This window comes from Ensifer sp. ENS03, assembly GCF_014852035.1.
In the GTDB taxonomy this organism is placed as follows: Bacteria; Pseudomonadota; Alphaproteobacteria; order Rhizobiales; family Rhizobiaceae; genus Ensifer; species Ensifer adhaerens.
On the sequence record NZ_JACVAV010000006.1, the window covers coordinates 277,593 to 294,649 of the forward strand.

Genomic DNA, 17,057 nt, shown 5'->3' on the forward strand with positions numbered 1-17,057 from the left:
CCCCGCGCGGCAATGTTCGAACGGAAACCTTTGGCATGACCGACATGATCTTCCCCGAAACCCTGTTTAAACCGTGGGCGGGCAATCCGCTCAAAAGCCGCGCCGATGTCGAGGCCGCGCTCAAGGCGCTGGTGGAGCCGGTTGAACAATATCGGTCTGCCGGCGGCGCTCGCATCCGGCTGGATGCGCATGCGGCACATTTCGACCAGGCGTCCGCCGACTTGGAGGGCTATTCCCGTCTGCTCTGGGGCCTGGCACCGGCCGAGGTCGGCGGCGCAACGTGGATCGATTGGACGCCGATCGCGCGCGGTCTTGCCAATGGCTGTGATCCGGCCCATCCGGAATACTGGGGCGACCCGTTCGACCGCAGCCAGCGCCTCGTGGAACTCGCAGCGATCGGATTTGCACTGAGGCTCGTTCCAGACAAGCTCTGGGCGCCCCTGTCTACGGCCGAACGGCGAAACGTTGTTGCCTATCTGCTCAAAGGCCATGCCTGCGAATATAGCGACAACAATTGGAAGTTCTTCCGGTTGCTCGTCAGCATGGGTTTGAGACATGTCGGGGTCGATTGTGATCGAGAACTCGACGACCAGTACCGGCAGGAACTCGACGCGTTCTACCTCGGCGATGGCTGGTATCACGATGGGGATACGCGCCGCGCCGACCACTACATTCCCTTCGCCTTTCACTTCTATGGCCTGATCCTGGCGGCCCTCGATGGCGGCGACTGGACGAAAAGGTATCGGGAGCGGGCCCGACTGATCGCCGGAGACATGGCGAGATGGTTTGCCGATGACGGACCGGCGCTCTGCTTCGGTCGCTCGATGACCTATCGTTTTGCCATTGCCGGCCTCTTCGGCGCCATGGCGCTCGCAGGCGACGAGGAGATCCCCTTCGGACAACAGAAGGGTTACTTCCTGCGTCATCTGCGCTGGTGGGCGAAGCGCCCCTTCGCCGCGCGCGATGGCGTGATGCCCGTCGGCTACGCCTATCCCAACCTCATCATGTCGGAACCGTACAATTCCGCGCAATCGCCCTATTGGGCGCTGAAGGCCTTCCTTCCGCTGATGCTGCCGGCGGACCATCCGTTCTGGGCGAGCGATGAGGACGCCTGCCCACAGCGATCCGCCGTCTCCACGCAGCGCCATATCGGTTTCCTGATCGCCAATCCGGCAGGGGATGCCATTGCGCTCTCCTGTGGCCAGCACACGAGCGCCGAGAACACCTTCATCCGCTTCGCGCCTGAGAAATACGCGAAGTTCGCCTATTCGGGGCGATACGGCTTCAGCATCGAGAACGATCTCTGGCGGTTCGACAATTCCGTGCTCGAATCCATGATCGGCTTCAGCGATGACGGCGTGCATTTCCGCGTGCGCGAAACCAACGAAGAGGCGCTCGTCGCCAACAACCTTCTCTATGCGCGTTGGCGGCCCTTCGCCGATGTCTTGGTCGAGACCTGGCTTTACTGGGACGGCGATTTCCAGGTTCGGCTTCACCGCATCGAGACGCCGCGGACGCTCGCCACGATCGAAGGCGGCTTTGCAGTCGGGCGAGACGCCGGCGAAGTTTGCAAACAGGGTGCCGGCCGCGCTGTCGTTGCCACGGCGACGGACCTGTCAGCCATCCTCGACATCGGTTCGACGAACCCTCGGGAGGGCCGCTGCCATATCGCTGCCCCAAACACCAACCTGGTTTCCGCAAAAACCTTGGTTCCGCAATTGCGCGGTACTGTTCCAGTCGGCGTCAGCACGCTCGCCGTCGCCGTGCTTGCGCAGGCCGATGCGACAGAGGGGACAAGGAAACTATCCCGCTTGCCTGCAGCACCCGACGTCGGAGCGCTGCGACGGCGCGTGTCCGAGACGGGGACAACCGTAACGCTGATGCGCGGCGTACCGCTCTGACATCCTCGATCCTGCCACAACGACCGAAAGACTTGATATGACGATCCCCGATTTTACATCCCGCCACGCCATCGATCCGCTTGCTGCCGCAGCGATGGGAACCGACGAGCTGCGTCACAATTTCCACATTGGCGGTTTGTTTGCGAGCGATCGCGTCAACCTCACCTATACCCATTACGACCGCATGGTGATCGGTGGGGCGATGCCGGTCGAGGCGGAGCTGACGCTCGAAGCCATCAAGCCGATGGGAACGAAGACGTTTCTCGAGCGCCGCGAGCTGATTGCCGTCAACATCGGCGGGCCGGGGCGGGCCGTCGTTTCCGGAAAGAGCCATGTGCTCGGTCCCCGTGACATGATCTATGTCGGCATGGGGTCGGACGTGGTGTTCTCGTCGGACGACCGGTCGAAGCCGGCAAAGTTCTATCTGTTGTCAGCCCCCGCGCACCGTACTTACCCGACAGCGCTTTTGACGATCGCGGGCGCGAAACGTCTCGATCTCGGCAGCCTGGAAACATCGAACGAACGATCGATCTTTCAGTTCACCAATGGGATCGAGACCTGCCAGCTGGTCGTCGGAATGACGGAACTGAAGGAAGGGTCGGTGTGGAACACGATGCCGGCGCACATCCATGATCGACGCATGGAGGTCTATCTCTATTTCGACCTTCCGGAGCCGGCGCGGGTTTTCCATTTTCTCGGAGAGCCTTCCGAAACCCGCCATATCGTGATGGCGAACGAAGAGGCGGTGCTGTCGCCGGTGTGGTCTATACATTCCGGTTGCGGCACCTCCAGCTATGCCTTCATCTGGGCGATGGCGGGGGACAATGTCGACTACACCGACGCCGACCCGGTCCCGATGGAGACGTTGCGATGAGCGATCTCTCGGCCTTCAGCCTCGACGGCAAGCGCGTGCTGGTTACGGGTGCCAACACCGGGATCGGCCAAGGCATCGCGGTATCGGTCGCCCGGGCTGGCGGCGAAGTGGTCGCGGTCGGACGCTCGTCCATGGCCGAAACAGTCGAAAAGGTCGAAGCGGCGGGCGGCCGGATCCAGCCGTTTGCCTGCGATCTTAGCGATGGAGAGGCGGTCAAAACGTTGCTTGACCGCGTCTGGGGACAGTGCGGCCCATTGGATGGACTGGTCAACAATGCCGGCATCATTCGTCGGTCGGCCTCCACCGAGCTCTCGGAGGCCGACTGGGATGACGTGATCGACCTCAATCTCAAGGCGGCCTTTCTTCTTTGCCAGGCCTATGGCCGAAAACTCCTGGACGAAAAGCGAGCCGGGCGCATCGTCAATATCGCCTCGTTGTTATCCTTCCAGGGCGGCATTCGTGTCGCATCCTATACGGCCTCAAAACATGGAGTGCTGGGCATTACCCGCATCCTTGCCAACGAATGGGCAAGCAAGGGCATCAACGTCAATGCGATCGCGCCTGGCTACATCGTCTCCAACAACACCGAGGCGCTGCGCGCGGATGCGAACCGCTCAGCGGCAATCCTTGACCGCATCCCGGCCGGTCGCTGGGGCACGCCCGATGATATCGGCGAGGCTGCCGTTTTTCTCTTGGCGCCGGCATCCCGCTACATGCATGGCGCGGTCGTCCCGGTTGATGGCGGCTGGTTGGCGCGATAAATTGCGTTGCTGCCGTCCGGGTAGCGATCAGGCCGGCGCAGAGGTTAGCCTGCGGGCAATGTCGAAAAAGGCGCTGACCAGTTTCCCGTTGCTGCGCTCGCGCAAACAGATGAGTGCTTCGTCCATCAGCATCTCGGGCGCTTCGATCTCGATGGGAATGAGGCGGCTGTCTTGCCCGAACTCCGCCGACGAAACGAAGCCGACCCCGCCGCCGGCGGCGACGATCTCGCGCACCGCCTCACGACCTTCGGCTTCGATGAGCGGCGTCAGTTGCACGCCACATTGCTGCGACATCGTTTCGAGCTTTTGGCGGGTCTTGGAGCCTTGCTCGCGCATGACCAAGGGGTGCTTCACGAGTTCAGCGAAAGTCACCTTTTTCTTGCCTTGCAGCGGATAGTCACGGCTCGCAAAGGCTATGATCGGCGTGGAGTTGAGTTTCAGGATGTCGAAGTCGCTCGATTGCGGGATCTCGCCGAGAACGCCGATGTCTGCCTCATAGGCGTGCAGGCTGGTGATGACGGTTTCGGTGTTGCCGGAATCGATCGACACCTGGACGGTCGGATAGGTGCGCCGGAAAGCGGCAAGGATATGCAGCAGGTGATGGGCGGCATCGGCAACGATCCGTAGTTTTCCCGCTCTCAGCGCCCGTGATTCCGACAAAAGATCCAGGGCCTGCTGCTCGACGTCGAACATGCGGCGGGTGACTTCCAGGAGCTGTTGGCCCGCCTGGGTCAGCGTCACCTGCTTCTTGTTCCGGTTGAAGAGGAGGACATCATATTCCTCCTCGAGCTTGCGCACCTGATCCGAGACTGCCGGCTGAGTAAGGAAGAGCGCTTCGGCGGCACGCGAGAAACCGCCGTGGATGGCCACGTTATGAAAGGCGCGGAGCTGGACATAGCGCATGCGTACGACGCCTTCTTGAATAGATTTGAACGATAGTTTGATTAAAACGAACGATTTGATTTATGTAAAGCGGGCGCGGATAGTTTTTGGATTCCACCTCTATCCGGAGCGCGCCTCATGAACCTCCCGGCCGTCGTCCTCGAGCTTGCCGCCGCCACCGTCCTCTTGCTCTACGCCGTCAGCCTCGTGAAGAAAGGTGTTGAGGCGGCGGCAGGCGACATCGTCGCGCGTACCGTCGGTGGCGCCGGTGGACGACCGCGTGCGGCCATCTGCGGCTGCGCGGTTGCCATTGCGCTGCAAAGCTCGACGGCGGTCGCCATGCTTGCCGCCGGTTTTGCCGTCAGCGGCGCGCTGGCGCTTGATACCGGCCTGGCGGTGCTGCTTGGTGCCGATCTCGGCTCGGCGCTTGTCGTCAAGATCCTGTCCTTCGACTTGCATTGGCTGGCGCCGCTTCTGATCGCCGCTGGCGGTCTTGCGCATCTGAAGGCATCGACCCGCAAGTCCGTCGAGACCGGGCGTGCAGTGCTCGGCATCGGTCTGCTGCTGCTCTCGCTGCAGATGATCGGCCATGCGACGCAGCCGCTCTCTCAGAGCCCGATGCTGCCTTCCGTCGTCGCTTTCGTCGGCAAGGATGCCTTGAGCGTGATGATCCTTGCCGCCTTCTTCACTTGGGCGCTGCACTCCAGCGTGGCAGCGATCCTGCTGATCCTGACCTTTGCCGTGAAGGGCATCGTGCCCCTGGACGTCGGCATTCCCCTGGTGCTCGGCGTCAACATCGGCGGCGGGCTCATCGCGCTGTGGCTGACCCGCGGTCTGCCGGTCGAAGGCCGACGCCTGCCGCTTGGTAATCTCCTCTTCCGCGCCCTGTTCGCCGCAGCGATCTTCGGACTCTTTTCGCTGCATTCCCCGTTCGACTGGCTTCCTGGGGAGACTGTGGCCGGCAAGCTGGTCAATCTGCATGTGCTCTTCAACGCTGCCCTGGTTCTCGTCGGGGTGATTTTCTGCGGCCCGATGGCGCGCCTCGTTCGGTTGCTCATGCCGGAGGCCGCCGGTGCCAATGATCGTGCGGCTCATGTCAGCGCGCTTGACCCGGCGCTGATCGACAAACCGGCGCAGGCGCTGGCGGCCGCGGCACGCGAGGTGTTGCACATGGGCAATCTTATCGCCCGGATGCTGGAGCCCGTCATGACCGTCATTCACGCGCCGACACCGCAGGCGGTCAAGGCGCTCAGAAGCATCGATGGCGACATCCACGTGGCCCATAGCGCAATCAAGCTCTACATCGCCGCCGTCAACCGCGGCATCCTGACCGAAGAGCAATCGCGGCGCGGCATCGAACTCACCGAGGCAGCGATCCATCTCGAATATGCCGGAGACGTCGTCGCAAAGAGCCTCCTGCAAATGGCCGAGGAGCGGCTTGCGGGCGCAGGGACCTTCTCGCAGGAGGGATGGCGTGAACTCACCTTGCTGCATGCGGCCGTGTCTTCCAACGTCAGGCTGGCGGCCAATCTTCTCGTCTCCCCGGACCCGGTGATCGCGCGCGAAATGGTTCGGCAGAAGGAACATGTGCGTCGCCTGGTCGAAGAAAGCAGCAAGTGCCATCTGGAGCGGCTTCGGCAGGGCATCGCGACCAGCATCCTGTCGAGCGACATGCATCTCGAGATCGTTCGGGCGCTGAAGGAGGTCAATTCGCTGGTGACGACGATGGCCTATCCGCGCCTGCGCGAGAGCGGGGACCTCCTGGAAAGCCGGCTCGTGCCTGCTGCTTAGACATATAAATTCAAACGATAGATTGATACAAAAGAACGATTTTACAGATAGATGTTTCCGCCCCATTGTCGTTCTCGAACACGCCAACCGCGAGGACGGACAATGCCAAACACCGCTTCTGAAAGAACCATCGCGCCCCTGGAAACACCGAGGCTGGGCGAGCCCTATCTCTTGACACCCGGCCCGCTAACCACGGCCTATCGGGTTAAGGAAGCCATGCTGCGGGACTGGGGTTCCTGGGATGGCGATTTCCGGGCAATGACCGCCAAGCTTCGCCAGGAACTGCTCGAGATTGCCGGCGATGCCAAAGGCGAGTTCGATTGCGTGCCGATGCAGGGCAGCGGTTCGTTTTCGGTCGAGGCGATGCTCGGCAGCTTCGTCCCGAAGGACGGCCGTGTGCTGGTGCTGATGAACGGCGCCTATGGCAAGCGCATCGCCCAGACGCTTTCCTATCTCGGTCGTGACCATGTGACGATCGACAAGGGCGACTACATGCCGCCACGCGGTCCGGAGGTTGCAGCAGCGCTCGATGCCGACCCTGGGATCACCCATGTCGTGATCGTCCATTGCGAAACGAGCTCCGGCATCCTCAACCCGTTGAAGGAGATTTCCGACACAGTCTATTCCCGCGGTCGCAAGTTGCTCGTCGACTCCATGAGCGCCTTCGGCGCAGTGCCGGCCGGTATCGGCGATTTCCGCTACGAGGCGATCGTTTCTTCCGCCAACAAGTGCATCGAGGGTGTGCCGGGCTTCGGCTTCGTTATCGCCCGCAAGAGCGAACTGGAGGCAGCCAAGGGGCGCAGCCATTCACTCAGCCTCGATGTGCATGCCCAGTGGGACTACATGAACAAGACCGGCCAGTGGCGCTTCACGCCGCCGACCCACGTTGTCGCGGCTTTCCTGGAGGCCTTGCGTCTGCATCGGGAAGAGGGCGGTGTCGCCGGTCGCGGAGCCCGTTATGCCCGCAACCGCGACGTCATGGTCGCCGGCATGCGCGAGGCCGGTTTCGAGACGTTGCTTGCCGACCAGTGGCTGTCGCCGATCATCGTCACCTTCTTCAGCCCGGCCCACCCGGCCTTCGCCTTCGACCGCTTCTACGACCTGATGAAGGACAAAGGCTTCATCATCTACCCGGGTAAGCTGACGGTGGTCGACAGTTTCCGCGTCGGCTGCATCGGTCGCATGGACGAGCATGTCATGCGCCGCGTGGTCGAGGCCGCCCGCAACTCACTCTCCGAAATGGGTGTCGACAGCGCCGCTCCCCCGGCCGTCGCCCTTGAAGAACGTCGCCGTCTCGCTGCCTGAACTGAGGAAATTACGATGAACAAGATGTCCAAGATCACCGTTACCGCCAACCGTCGCACCTATCCCTGGCCGAATGTCCCGGCCATCGCCATCTGCCTCGACGGCTGCGAGCCGGCCTATCTCGACGAAGCCATCAAGGCCGGGCTGATGCCGACGCTCGAGCGCATCCGCAAGACCGGGACGGAGCGCACCGCGCTCAGCGTTATCCCGAGCTTCACCAATCCGAACAACCTTTCCATCGCCACCGGCCGGCCGCCGGCGATCCACGGCATCTGCGGCAACTATCTCTACGAACCGCAGACGGGTAACGAAGTGATGATGAACGATCCACGCTTCCTGCGCGCCCCGACCATCTTCAAGGCTTTCTACGATGCGGGTGCGAAGGTCGCCGTGGTGACGGCGAAGGACAAGCTCAGGGCGCTGCTCGGCCACGGGCTGAAGTATGACGAGGGCAGGGCCATCTGCTTCTCGTCTGAAAAGGCGGACAAGACGACCGAGGCGGAAAACGGCCTCGACAATGCCTCGGCCTGGCTCGGTCGCGCCGTACCGGAAGTCTATTCGGCCGATCTCTCCGAATTCGTCTTTGCCGCCGGCGTCAAGCTGCTCAAGGAATTTCGGCCGGATGTCATGTACCTGACGACCACCGACTATGTGCAGCACAAATATGCGCCGGGCGTACCCCAGGCGAACGCCTTCTATGAGATGTTCGACAAGTATCTGACCGAACTCGACGCGCTCGGCGCGGCCATCATCGTCACGGCCGACCACGGCATGAAGCCGAAGCACAAGGCGGACGGTTCGCCGGATGTCATCTACGTGCAGGACCTGCTAGACCAATGGCTCGGCAAGGACGCCGCGCGCGTCATCCTGCCGATCACCGACCCCTATGTCGTGCATCACGGCGCGCTCGGCTCGTTTGCCACGGCCTATCTGCCCGAAAGCGCGGACAAGGAGGAGATCATCGAGCGGCTGCAGGCGATCGAAGGCATCGACGTCGTGCTCTCCCGCCCGGAAGCCTGCGTACGCTTCGAGCTGCCCGACGATCGGATCGGCGATCTCGTGCTGATCTCCTCGGAAAACAAGACGCTCGGCACCAGCGAACATCGCCATGATCTGGCGGCGCTGAACGAACCGCTGCGCTCGCATGGCGGCCTGACCGAACAGGCGGTGCCTTTCATCGCCAACCGCAAACTGCCCGAATTGCTGACATCCGCGTCGTTGCGCAATTTCGATGCGTTCTACTACGCGCTCGTCGCAGCCGCCCAGACAACGAACTAGGGAGGGAGCGATGACCAAGGTGGAAACAGCATTTTCAATTCGCCACGAGCCCATGCGGATCGCCGGCAAGACAGTCGATACCGAAGGGCGCATCGAGGTGCGCTACCCTTTCAACGATGCGGTGATCGGCACGGTGCCTGCGGGCAGCGCCGAGCATGCGCGCAAGGCCTTCGAGATCGCGGCCGCCTACCAGCCGAAGCTGACGCGTTACGAGCGTCAGCGCATTCTGCTCAAGACCGCGGATCTGCTCGTTGCCCGCAAGGAGGAGATCTCTGATCTGATCACGCTGGAGCTCGGGATCTCCAAGCAGGACTCGCTCTACGAGGTCGGCCGCGCCTTCGACGTGCTGACGCTCTCGGGCCAGATGTGCATTCATGACGACGGCGAGATCTTCTCCTGCGACCTCACACCACACGGCAAGGCGCGCAAGATCTTCACCACGCGCGAACCGCTCAACGCCATTTCGGCGATCACGCCGTTCAACCATCCGCTCAACATGGTGGCACACAAGGTCGCGCCGGCGGTTGCGACGAACAATTGCGTTGTGCTCAAGCCGACAGAACTGACGCCGATGACGGCGCTTATCTTCGCCGACATTCTCTATGAGGCCGGCCTGCCGCCGGAAATGCTCTCGGTCGTGACCGGCTGGCCCGCCGATATTGGCATGGAGATGATCACCAATCCGAACTTCGACCTCATCACCTTTACCGGCAGCGTTCCAGTCGGCAAGCTGATCGCGGCCCACGCCCACTACAAGCGGCAGATCCTGGAGCTCGGCGGCAACGACCCGCTGATCATCCTCAACGATCTGTCGGACGACGATCTCGCAAGAGCCGCGGATCTGGCCGTTGCCGGCGCGACGAAGAACTCCGGCCAGCGTTGCACCGCTGTGAAACGCATCCTCTGCCAGGAGAGCGTTGCCGACCGCTTCGTGCCGCTGGTGCTCGAGCGAGCGAAAAAGCTGAGGTTCGGCGATCCGATGGACCGGGCGACGGACCTTGGCACGGTCGTCCATGCCAAGGCGGCGGAAGTCTTCGAGCGGCGGGTGCACCGGGCAGCGGAAGAAGGGGCGGAGATCCTCTACGATCCCGGCCGTAAGGGCGCCCTCTTGCCGCCAATCGTTGTCGACCGCGTTAAGCATTCGAGCGAACTGGTGATGGAAGAAACCTTCGCGCCGATCATACCGATCGTGCGCGCGCCCGATGATGACGACGCGCTGATCGCGCTCTCGAACTCAACCGCCTTCGGCCTTTCTTCCGGCGTCTGCACCAATGACTTCCGGCGAATGCAGAAATACATCGCCGGGCTGAAGGTCGGCACGGTCAACATCTGGGAAGTGCCGGGTTACCGGATCGAGATGAGCCCCTTCGGCGGCATCAAGGATTCCGGCAACGGCTACAAGGAAGGCGTCATCGAGGCGATGAAGAGCTTTACCAACGTCAAGACATTCTCCTTGCCATGGTGATCTCAAGCGTTTCCCCCGCTGATTCACCCCTCTGGGAGCCGCCATGGCGGCTCCCTTTTTATTTGCTCCCGCAGCGTCGCGGGGCTCTGCGCGACGCGCAATCTTAGATCTGCTCCTTCATCCGGCAGATTGTGCGAAATCGTATCGAAACCTGCCGCCGCCTTGGTCAAGCGCGGTTTCCATGCCCAGTTCTGCGGCAGAACATCCATAGTTTTTTTCTTCTAATCGATAAGAATAATAAATTTTACTTACAGGAAACCGCTGCGCAGAATGTTTCCCGAAGCCGATCACAACAGGGCAACGACAAGATTGTCCGCCGCGCTTCCCCGGTTTTACCAGGACCTCAGAGGAGAACTTCAATCATGAACAGACGCATGCTCTTTGTGCTTGCCGGCGCCGTTTCCGCTGTGCTTCCTGCCATCGCTGCCGCTGAAACGCAGCTCACCGTCTACACCGCCGTCGAAGCCGTCGACCTCGACCGCTACAAGGCGACCTTCGAAAAGGCCCACCCGGACATCAAGATCAACTGGGTGCGCGATTCCACAGGCGTCATGACCGCCAAGCTGCTTGCAGAAAAGGACAATCCGCAGGCCGATGTCGTCTGGGGGCTCGCTGCAACCTCGCTGCTTCTCTTGAAGACCGAAGGCATGCTGGAACCTTACCAGCCCAAGGGCGTCGAGACGCTCGACCCGAAATTCGTCGACAAGGACACGCCGCCGAGCTGGGTCGGCATGGACGCCTATGTCGCGGCTCTTTGCTACAACACGGTCGAGGGCGAAAAGCTCGGCCTCAAGCCGCCGACGAGTTGGAAAGACCTGACGAACCCCGAATACAAGGGCCACGTGGTGATGCCGAACCCGGCATCCTCGGGCACCGGTTTCCTCGACGTCTCCGGCTGGATGCAGATGTGGGGCGAGGAGAAGGCCTGGGACTACATGGACAAGCTCCACGAGAACATCTCCGCCTACACCCATTCCGGCTCCAAGCCGTGCAAGATGGCAGGCGCCGGTGAAGCCGTCATCGGCGTGTCCTTCGAGTTTCCGGGCGCCAAGGCCAAGAGTGCCGGTGCACCGATCGACATCATCTTCCCCGCCGAGGGTTCGGGCTGGGAGGCCGAGGCAACCGCAATCATCGCTGGCACGGCAAACCTCGAAGCCGCAAAGACGCTCGTCGACTGGTCGGTCACCAAGGAAGCGAACGAAATGTACAATGCCGGCTATGCCGTCGTTGCCTATCCGGGCGTCGCCAAGCAGGTCGAGCACCTGCCCGACGACATCGCTTCCCGGATGATCGTCAACGACTTCGAGTGGGCCGCAAACAACCGCTCTGACATCCTCAAGGAATGGCAGAAGCGTTACGACGCCAAGTCTGAACCGAAGAGCTGAGCCTGATCGGCCGGGCGCAGCGCCTTCGCGCTGCGCCCCATCGCATTTCTCGGAAAGAAAATCCCTCAAGCCAGCGGAGCTTGCAGATGAGGCATGCCCTGTCGATCGAACCGACGCCCACCAGCCGTCAGCACTTCGCCGATGACGCGGCCGCGGAGCCGGCCCCCTACTTGCAGATCTCGGATCTCTGGAAGACCTATGGCGATTTCGTCGCGCTTCGCGACATTTCGCTGTCGATTGCCAGGGGCGAGTTCGTCTGTTTTCTCGGCCCGTCCGGCTGCGGCAAGACGACGTTGCTGCGAGCCATCGCCGGTCTCGACCTGCAGACGCAAGGCACCATCCTGCAAGACGGCCGCAATATCTCGACGCTGCCGGCTTCTAGCCGCGACTATGGCATCGTCTTCCAGTCTTATGCGCTCTTTCCCAATCTGACGATCGAGCAGAACATCGCCTTTGGCCTGGAAAACACCGGCCGATCGAAGGCGGGGGTCGCATCCCGGGTCGCCGAACTCTTGGAAACGGTCGGCCTTTCGGCGCACGGCAAGAAGTATCCGGCCCAGCTTTCCGGTGGCCAGCAACAGCGCATCGCGCTTGCCCGCGCCATCGCCATCTCGCCGGGGCTATTGTTGCTCGACGAGCCGCTGTCGGCACTCGACGCCAAGGTTCGCGTGCACCTTCGCCATGAGATCAAGGCGCTGCAGAGAAAGCTCGGTGTGACGACCATCATGGTGACGCACGACCAGGAGGAGGCCCTCGCCATGGCCGACCGGATCGTCGTCATGAACCACGGCGTCATCGAGCAGGTCGGCTCGCCGACCGAAATCTACCGTCATCCCGAAACGCTGTTCGTCGCCGACTTCATCGGCGAGACCAATCAGTTCGAAGCCCGGGTTCTTGGAGATGACGAAGTCGAGATCGGCCACTCCGCCTTTTGCTGTTCGACGGAGGATTTTTCCGCCGGCCATGCGGCAACGGCGGTCGTCCGCCCGGTCGACATCATTCCCCACGGAGCCGATGCCCATGCCGTCAACGCCAGCGACCGGCCGGCCACACCGCAGAACCTGATCGATGCCGAGGTGCGCGAGATGGAGTTCCTCGGCATGTTCTGGCGCACGCGCCTGACGGCCCCGCGTCTCGGCGAGCGCACGCTGGTTGCCGACTTCTCCGTCAACGCGGTGAGACGCCTCCGGATCGAAACCGGCGGCGCCATCCAGGTGGAGATCCCGCGCGAACGCCTGCTGCTCTATCCGAGGGGGGCTGGACGATGAACATGGTTCTGGAAGCACCCCACCTTCCCCTGATCGGCAAGCGGCTGCGCCAGGAATCCTCCAAAGACGACCGCATCAAGCTCGGCTTCATGGCGGTCATCGGGCTATATCTGGTCGTCGCGCTTGGCGCGCCGCTCTTCGTCATGCTGTCGAAGTCGCTGTCGACCTACCGGTTCGAGCTTTCGGCTTTCGAGTTCCAGGTGAGCGACGAGACGGGGGCGAACTGGGGGCCGGTCGTCACCGCCGAAGACCTGAACCGGGAACTCGGGGCGGTGACGGAAGCCGAGCTTTCCAGCAGTTCCGACGGACGGCTCGCGGCCACAAAATTATTCCCGGATTTCAAGTTCCGCAGCCCCGTTCACTACCGTATTCGCGGCACGAACGACGATGCCGCCTTCCTGGTCGGCTCCACCCTCGAAAAGGGGACTGAGTGGCGGGACTATGATTCCGGTACCTTCCGGCGCGTCGTGCTGCGACCCGCGCGCGCTCTGGGTTTTACGAACTTCACGACCTATTTCTCGACGCCGGCGCTTGCGCAGTCGATCTACAATTCCGTGCTGATGGCGGTGATCAGCACGGTGTTCACGATCTCGGTCGCCTTTGCGCTTGCCTACGGCCTGACGCGCAGCTGCATGCCGCTCAAAGGGCTTTTCCGCGGCATCCTGACGATCCCGATCCTGGTGCCGTCACTCTTGCCGGGCATTGCACTCGTCTATCTCTTCGGCAATCAGGGCATCTTCAGGGATTGGCTTTTTGGCTATTCGATCTACGGGCCGATCGGCATCGTCATCGGCTCTGTTTTCTTCACCCTGCCGCATGCCTTCCTGATCATCCTGACGGCGCTCTCGATTGCCGATGCTCGCCACTATGAGGCGGCCGCATCGCTCAAAGCCAGCAAATGGCGGACCTTCACGACCGTCACGGTGCCCGGCGCGCGCTTCGGCATCGTCTCTGCGGCCTTCGTCGTCTTCACGCTTGTCATCACCGATTTTGGCCTGCCCAAGGTGATCGGCGGACAATACGGCATGCTCGCCGTCGACATTTACAAGCAGGTGATCGGCCAGCAGAACTTCGAGATGGGCGCGGTCGTTTCCGTCATCCTGCTGGTGCCGGCGGTGCTTGCCTTTTACGTCGACCGGCACATGCAGAAGCGGCAGGTAGCGCTTCTGTCGGCGCGCGCCGTGCCCTATCAGCCGAAGCCCAATGCCCGCATGGACGGTCTGTGCTTCACCTTTGCCTGCTTCGTCAGCCTCTTCATCCTCGGCATGATCGCCATGTGCCAGATCGCAGCGGTTGTGAAGTTCTGGCCCTATGACCTGACGCTGACAGCCAAGAATTTTGCCTTCGACCTGATGGACGGTGGCGGCTGGGCCGCCTATGGCAACTCGATCCGGCTCGCGCTTTTGACGGCACTCTTCGGTTCGATCGTCGTCTTTGCCGGCGCCTACATGGTGGAGAAGGCCGATGGCTTCCGCTTCGGCCGTGGCCTCTTTCACTTCCTGGCGATGATGCCGATGGCGGTGCCCGGCATGGTGCTCGGCCTTGCCTATATCTTCTTCTTCAACAACCCGGCCAATCCGCTGCACCCGATCTACGGCACGATGACGATCCTCGTCGTCTCGACCGTGACGCACTTTTATACCGTCGCGCACCTGACCGCGCTGACGGCGCTGAAGCAGATGGACCCGGAGTTCGAATCCGTCGCCGCGTCGCTGAAACAGCCCTTCCACCGGCTGTTCTTTCGGGTCACGGTGCCGGTCTGCCTGCCGGCGATCCTCAACATCGCTATCTATCTCTTCGTCAATGCGATGACGACCGTCTCGGCGGTGGTGTTTCTCTACTCGACCGACACCAAGCTCGCGTCAGTCGCCGTGCTAAACATGGACGACGCCGGCGATATAGCGCCGGCCGCGGCCATGGGCATGATGATCTTTTACACTAATGTTGCGGCCAAACTTGTCCACGCGCTGATCGCGCGCGGTCTGCTCGCGCGCACCCAGGCTTGGCGCTAACCCGCAACCAGCCCTTCGCAAAGCGCCGCCGTCCTTCGTTCTGAAGGACGGCGGCGCTTTTGTCCGCGTCACTCTACGCCACCTGGAGCTCCGCCATCACCACTTTGCGGTCGTTTCCTGCGCGCAGGCGCTCCATCTCGTTGAGACGCGAACGCTGCGGCGTAAGGCCGTAGCGTTCGCGGTAGGTGCGGGAAAAGTGCGAGGCGGTGGAAAAGCCGCAGGCGACCGCGATTTCGATGACCTGAAGCGACGAGGTTATGAGCAGCAGGTGAGCGCGCTCGAGCCTGAGGTCGAGATAGTAGCGCGCCGGCGTGCGCCCCATTTCTCTTCGAAACAGGCGCTCGATCTGGCGCCGGGAAAGTCCGGTCGAGGGCCACATGTCGGCGAGCTTCAATGGCTCGGCAAGATTTGCCTCCATCTTTTCGATGACACGGATCAATAGAGGGTTGTCGATGCCGAGACGTGCCTGCAACGGTAATCGCTGGCGCTCGCCGGTCTCACGCAGCCGCTCGCAGAGTGCCGCCTCGCAGATACGGGTGGCCACGTCCCGACCAAGGTCCTCTTCGATGATGTGCAGGAACATGTCGAAGGGCGCGTTGCCGCCGGCGCAGGTATAGATCCCGCCGTCGATCTCAAAGGCGGTCTGGCGCGGGTCCGCGATGAAGAACCGCTCGGAGAAGTCTGGAAAGTGTTCCCAGTGAACGGCGCAGCGACGCTCATCGAGCAGCCCCGCGCGCGCTAGGCAGTAGACGCCGCCGCCAAGCCCGGCGAGGCGCGCGTTGCTGCGAGCGCCTGATCGCAGCCAGGCCTCCAGGGCCCTGTCGGCCGATGGCTTCTTGCGGCCGCCACAGATGACGATGAAGCCCGGATCTGCATCGCGGCCAAACCGGTTGCGTTCGGCCGAGAGCGGCGCCGCTACCGGAATGCCCGTGCCGCAGGATGAAACGGCGGGTGCGCCATCCGCCGCTACAAGGTGCCACCCGTATACCGGGCGGCCGGCCACGTCATTGGCGAGGCGTAGCGCTTCGATCGCCGCGGAGAAGCCATGGAGGGTAAATCCATCGAGCAGGTAGAAGGTGAAGTGGCGAGCCTGCGTACATGGCTGTTGCATTGTCTCTTCCTGAGGGCGTCGAAGTGGTGCGCGGAAAGAATAGTTACATTATGCAACATATTGGACCGTTGCCAATCCCGTTAAAACGAGGATCCGAAGAAATCCGCTCGAAATCCGTGCGGGTGAGGGGCCACTACGCGTGCGCTGCGGCGTGGACAGCCGTTGCAGCTTGTCAAATGGACAAAAATGGACACAGATAGTCACATGTCAGAACAACAAAACGCCCGCGCTCTTGCTCCACGCCGTCACGGCGAGATCCTCAGGCGGCTTGCAGCCGACGGTACCGTTGGTATCACCGAGCTTGCGGATTTCTTCGATGTTTCGCGTCAGACCATCAGGCGCGATCTGAAGCTTCTTGCCGATCGCGGCCAGCTCGATCTTGTCCATGGCGGCGCCACCCTGTTCGAGCCGACGGAAGCGGCCTTCGTCGAGCGGCGGGAGGAGAATGCCGGGCCAAAAGCGCTGATCGGTCGTGCAGCAGCAGGTCTCGTGCGCGACGGCATGGTGCTCTTCCTTGATTCCGGCACGACGACGCTTGCTGTGGCCCATGCCCTGACTGGGCGAAAAAACTTAACGATTTGCACGACTTCGCTATCGATCGCCTTGCTGATGTGCCGACAGCCCCAGGTGCGCGTTCATATGCTCGGCGGCGAGATCGATCCGGATGAAGAAGCGGCCATCGGTATCGATGCGCTCGAGGCGATCAGCCATTTCCGCGTCGACGTCGCGTTCTTAGGCGGCGGGGGCCTGTCGCCCGATGGAGAGGTGACCGACTTTACCCGCAGCGGCGCCGAGCAGCGCTCGCGCATGGTGGCAACGGCGGCCAAAGCCTATTTCGTACTCGACAGTTCCAAGTTCGGACGGCTGACGCCGCTTCGCATTCCCCGCTTCGAAGCCGCCGCCGGAGTGATTGTTGATCGACATCCGCCGGAGGCGATCCGCGAGGCGCTCGAGCGCAAAGGTCCAGCCCTGGTCGTTGCAGAACAACAAATGTAATCTTTTGTAACTTTTTGTCTTGTTCTTT

13 protein-coding genes are annotated in these 17,057 nt (G+C 62.0%); 11 read left to right on the forward strand and 2 right to left on the reverse strand.

Translation table 11 applies throughout. From position 1 onward, the window contains the following. Positions 1 to 44 precede the first annotated feature (44 nt). From IB263_RS21675 to kduD, 3 genes are read left to right on the forward strand one after another with little or no spacing between them, the layout of a single operon-like run. Positions 45 to 1,901, forward strand: a complete 1,857-nt coding sequence (locus IB263_RS21675) for a DUF2264 domain-containing protein (RefSeq protein ID WP_370689670.1) — start codon at positions 45 to 47, stop codon at positions 1,899 to 1,901. A gap of 37 nt (positions 1,902 to 1,938) precedes the next feature. Beyond that, positions 1,939 to 2,775 carry a 5-dehydro-4-deoxy-D-glucuronate isomerase gene (kduI, locus tag IB263_RS21680; RefSeq protein WP_060581367.1) on the forward strand — a complete coding sequence of 279 codons (837 nt, stop codon included), beginning with the start codon at positions 1,939 to 1,941 and terminating at the stop codon, positions 2,773 to 2,775. Next, on the forward strand, positions 2,772 to 3,536 hold the full coding sequence (kduD, locus tag IB263_RS21685; protein WP_034794766.1) for a 2-dehydro-3-deoxy-D-gluconate 5-dehydrogenase KduD: 765 nt from the start codon (positions 2,772 to 2,774) through the stop codon (positions 3,534 to 3,536). Before kduI ends, kduD begins: the two co-directional genes overlap by 4 nt. Before the next feature lie 27 nt (positions 3,537 to 3,563). Here kduD and IB263_RS21690 read toward each other — a convergent pair whose 3' ends face one another. Next, on the reverse strand, positions 3,564 to 4,439 hold the full coding sequence (locus IB263_RS21690; RefSeq protein ID WP_034794762.1) for a LysR substrate-binding domain-containing protein: 876 nt from the start codon (positions 4,437 to 4,439) through the stop codon (positions 3,564 to 3,566). Between the two features lie 117 nt (positions 4,440 to 4,556). On the opposite strand from IB263_RS21690, the gene IB263_RS21695 reads away from it, so the two are divergent. The 7 genes from IB263_RS21695 to IB263_RS21725 all read left to right on the forward strand — a co-directional run bounded on the left by IB263_RS21695 (position 4,557) and on the right by IB263_RS21725 (position 14,922). After that, on the forward strand, positions 4,557 to 6,209 hold the full coding sequence (locus IB263_RS21695; protein ID WP_034794759.1) for a Na/Pi cotransporter family protein: 1,653 nt from the start codon (positions 4,557 to 4,559) through the stop codon (positions 6,207 to 6,209). A gap of 102 nt (positions 6,210 to 6,311) precedes the next feature. After that, on the forward strand, positions 6,312 to 7,514 hold the full coding sequence (locus IB263_RS21700; protein WP_060516642.1) for a 2-aminoethylphosphonate--pyruvate transaminase: 1,203 nt from the start codon (positions 6,312 to 6,314) through the stop codon (positions 7,512 to 7,514). Positions 7,515 to 7,529: 15 nt separating this feature from the next. Continuing rightward, positions 7,530 to 8,792 carry a phosphonoacetate hydrolase gene (gene phnA, locus IB263_RS21705; RefSeq protein WP_110819393.1) on the forward strand — a complete coding sequence of 421 codons (1,263 nt, stop codon included), beginning with the start codon at positions 7,530 to 7,532 and terminating at the stop codon, positions 8,790 to 8,792. Between the two features lie 10 nt (positions 8,793 to 8,802). Continuing rightward, positions 8,803 to 10,257: a phosphonoacetaldehyde dehydrogenase gene (gene phnY, locus IB263_RS21710; RefSeq protein WP_110819394.1), complete on the forward strand. Its 1,455-nt coding sequence runs from the start codon at positions 8,803 to 8,805 to the stop codon at positions 10,255 to 10,257. 362 nt (positions 10,258 to 10,619) lie between these two features. Continuing rightward, complete coding sequence (locus IB263_RS21715) at positions 10,620 to 11,642, forward strand: putative 2-aminoethylphosphonate ABC transporter substrate-binding protein (protein ID WP_034794747.1); 1,023 nt, start codon at positions 10,620 to 10,622, stop codon at positions 11,640 to 11,642. An 86-nt stretch (positions 11,643 to 11,728) separates the two neighbouring features. Continuing rightward, a complete protein-coding gene (locus IB263_RS21720; RefSeq protein ID WP_060643691.1) occupies positions 11,729 to 12,910 on the forward strand; it encodes a putative 2-aminoethylphosphonate ABC transporter ATP-binding protein in 1,182 nt (393 codons plus the stop codon). 2 nt (positions 12,911 to 12,912) lie between these two features. Beyond that, positions 12,913 to 14,922 (forward strand): putative 2-aminoethylphosphonate ABC transporter permease subunit, encoded by a 2,010-nt coding sequence (locus tag IB263_RS21725; protein ID WP_034794741.1) that lies wholly within the window; start codon positions 12,913 to 12,915, stop codon positions 14,920 to 14,922. A gap of 73 nt (positions 14,923 to 14,995) precedes the next feature. Here IB263_RS21725 and IB263_RS21730 read toward each other — a convergent pair whose 3' ends face one another. Continuing rightward, positions 14,996 to 16,033, reverse strand: a complete 1,038-nt coding sequence (locus tag IB263_RS21730; RefSeq protein WP_060643676.1) for a GlxA family transcriptional regulator — start codon at positions 16,031 to 16,033, stop codon at positions 14,996 to 14,998. A gap of 204 nt (positions 16,034 to 16,237) precedes the next feature. Here IB263_RS21730 and IB263_RS21735 point away from each other — a divergent pair, with 204 nt between their 5' ends. After that, positions 16,238 to 17,029, forward strand: a complete 792-nt coding sequence (locus IB263_RS21735) for a DeoR/GlpR family DNA-binding transcription regulator (RefSeq protein ID WP_090299829.1) — start codon at positions 16,238 to 16,240, stop codon at positions 17,027 to 17,029. Positions 17,030 to 17,057 lie beyond the last annotated feature (28 nt).

Coding starts and splice junctions, on each gene's coding strand:
- IB263_RS21675 (WP_370689670.1), top strand. CDS start 45: ATGATCTTCCCCGAAACCCTGTTTAAACCGTGGGCGGGCAATCCGCTC.
- kduI (WP_060581367.1), top strand. CDS start 1,939: ATGACGATCCCCGATTTTACATCCCGCCACGCCATCGATCCGCTTGCT.
- kduD (WP_034794766.1), top strand. CDS start 2,772: ATGAGCGATCTCTCGGCCTTCAGCCTCGACGGCAAGCGCGTGCTGGTT.
- IB263_RS21690 (WP_034794762.1), bottom strand. CDS start 4,439: ATGCGCTATGTCCAGCTCCGCGCCTTTCATAACGTGGCCATCCACGGC.
- IB263_RS21695 (WP_034794759.1), top strand. CDS start 4,557: ATGAACCTCCCGGCCGTCGTCCTCGAGCTTGCCGCCGCCACCGTCCTC.
- IB263_RS21700 (WP_060516642.1), top strand. CDS start 6,312: ATGCCAAACACCGCTTCTGAAAGAACCATCGCGCCCCTGGAAACACCG.
- phnA (WP_110819393.1), top strand. CDS start 7,530: ATGAACAAGATGTCCAAGATCACCGTTACCGCCAACCGTCGCACCTAT.
- phnY (WP_110819394.1), top strand. CDS start 8,803: ATGACCAAGGTGGAAACAGCATTTTCAATTCGCCACGAGCCCATGCGG.
- IB263_RS21715 (WP_034794747.1), top strand. CDS start 10,620: ATGAACAGACGCATGCTCTTTGTGCTTGCCGGCGCCGTTTCCGCTGTG.
- IB263_RS21720 (WP_060643691.1), top strand. CDS start 11,729: ATGAGGCATGCCCTGTCGATCGAACCGACGCCCACCAGCCGTCAGCAC.
- IB263_RS21725 (WP_034794741.1), top strand. CDS start 12,913: ATGGTTCTGGAAGCACCCCACCTTCCCCTGATCGGCAAGCGGCTGCGC.
- IB263_RS21730 (WP_060643676.1), bottom strand. CDS start 16,033: ATGCAACAGCCATGTACGCAGGCTCGCCACTTCACCTTCTACCTGCTC.
- IB263_RS21735 (WP_090299829.1), top strand. CDS start 16,238: ATGTCAGAACAACAAAACGCCCGCGCTCTTGCTCCACGCCGTCACGGC.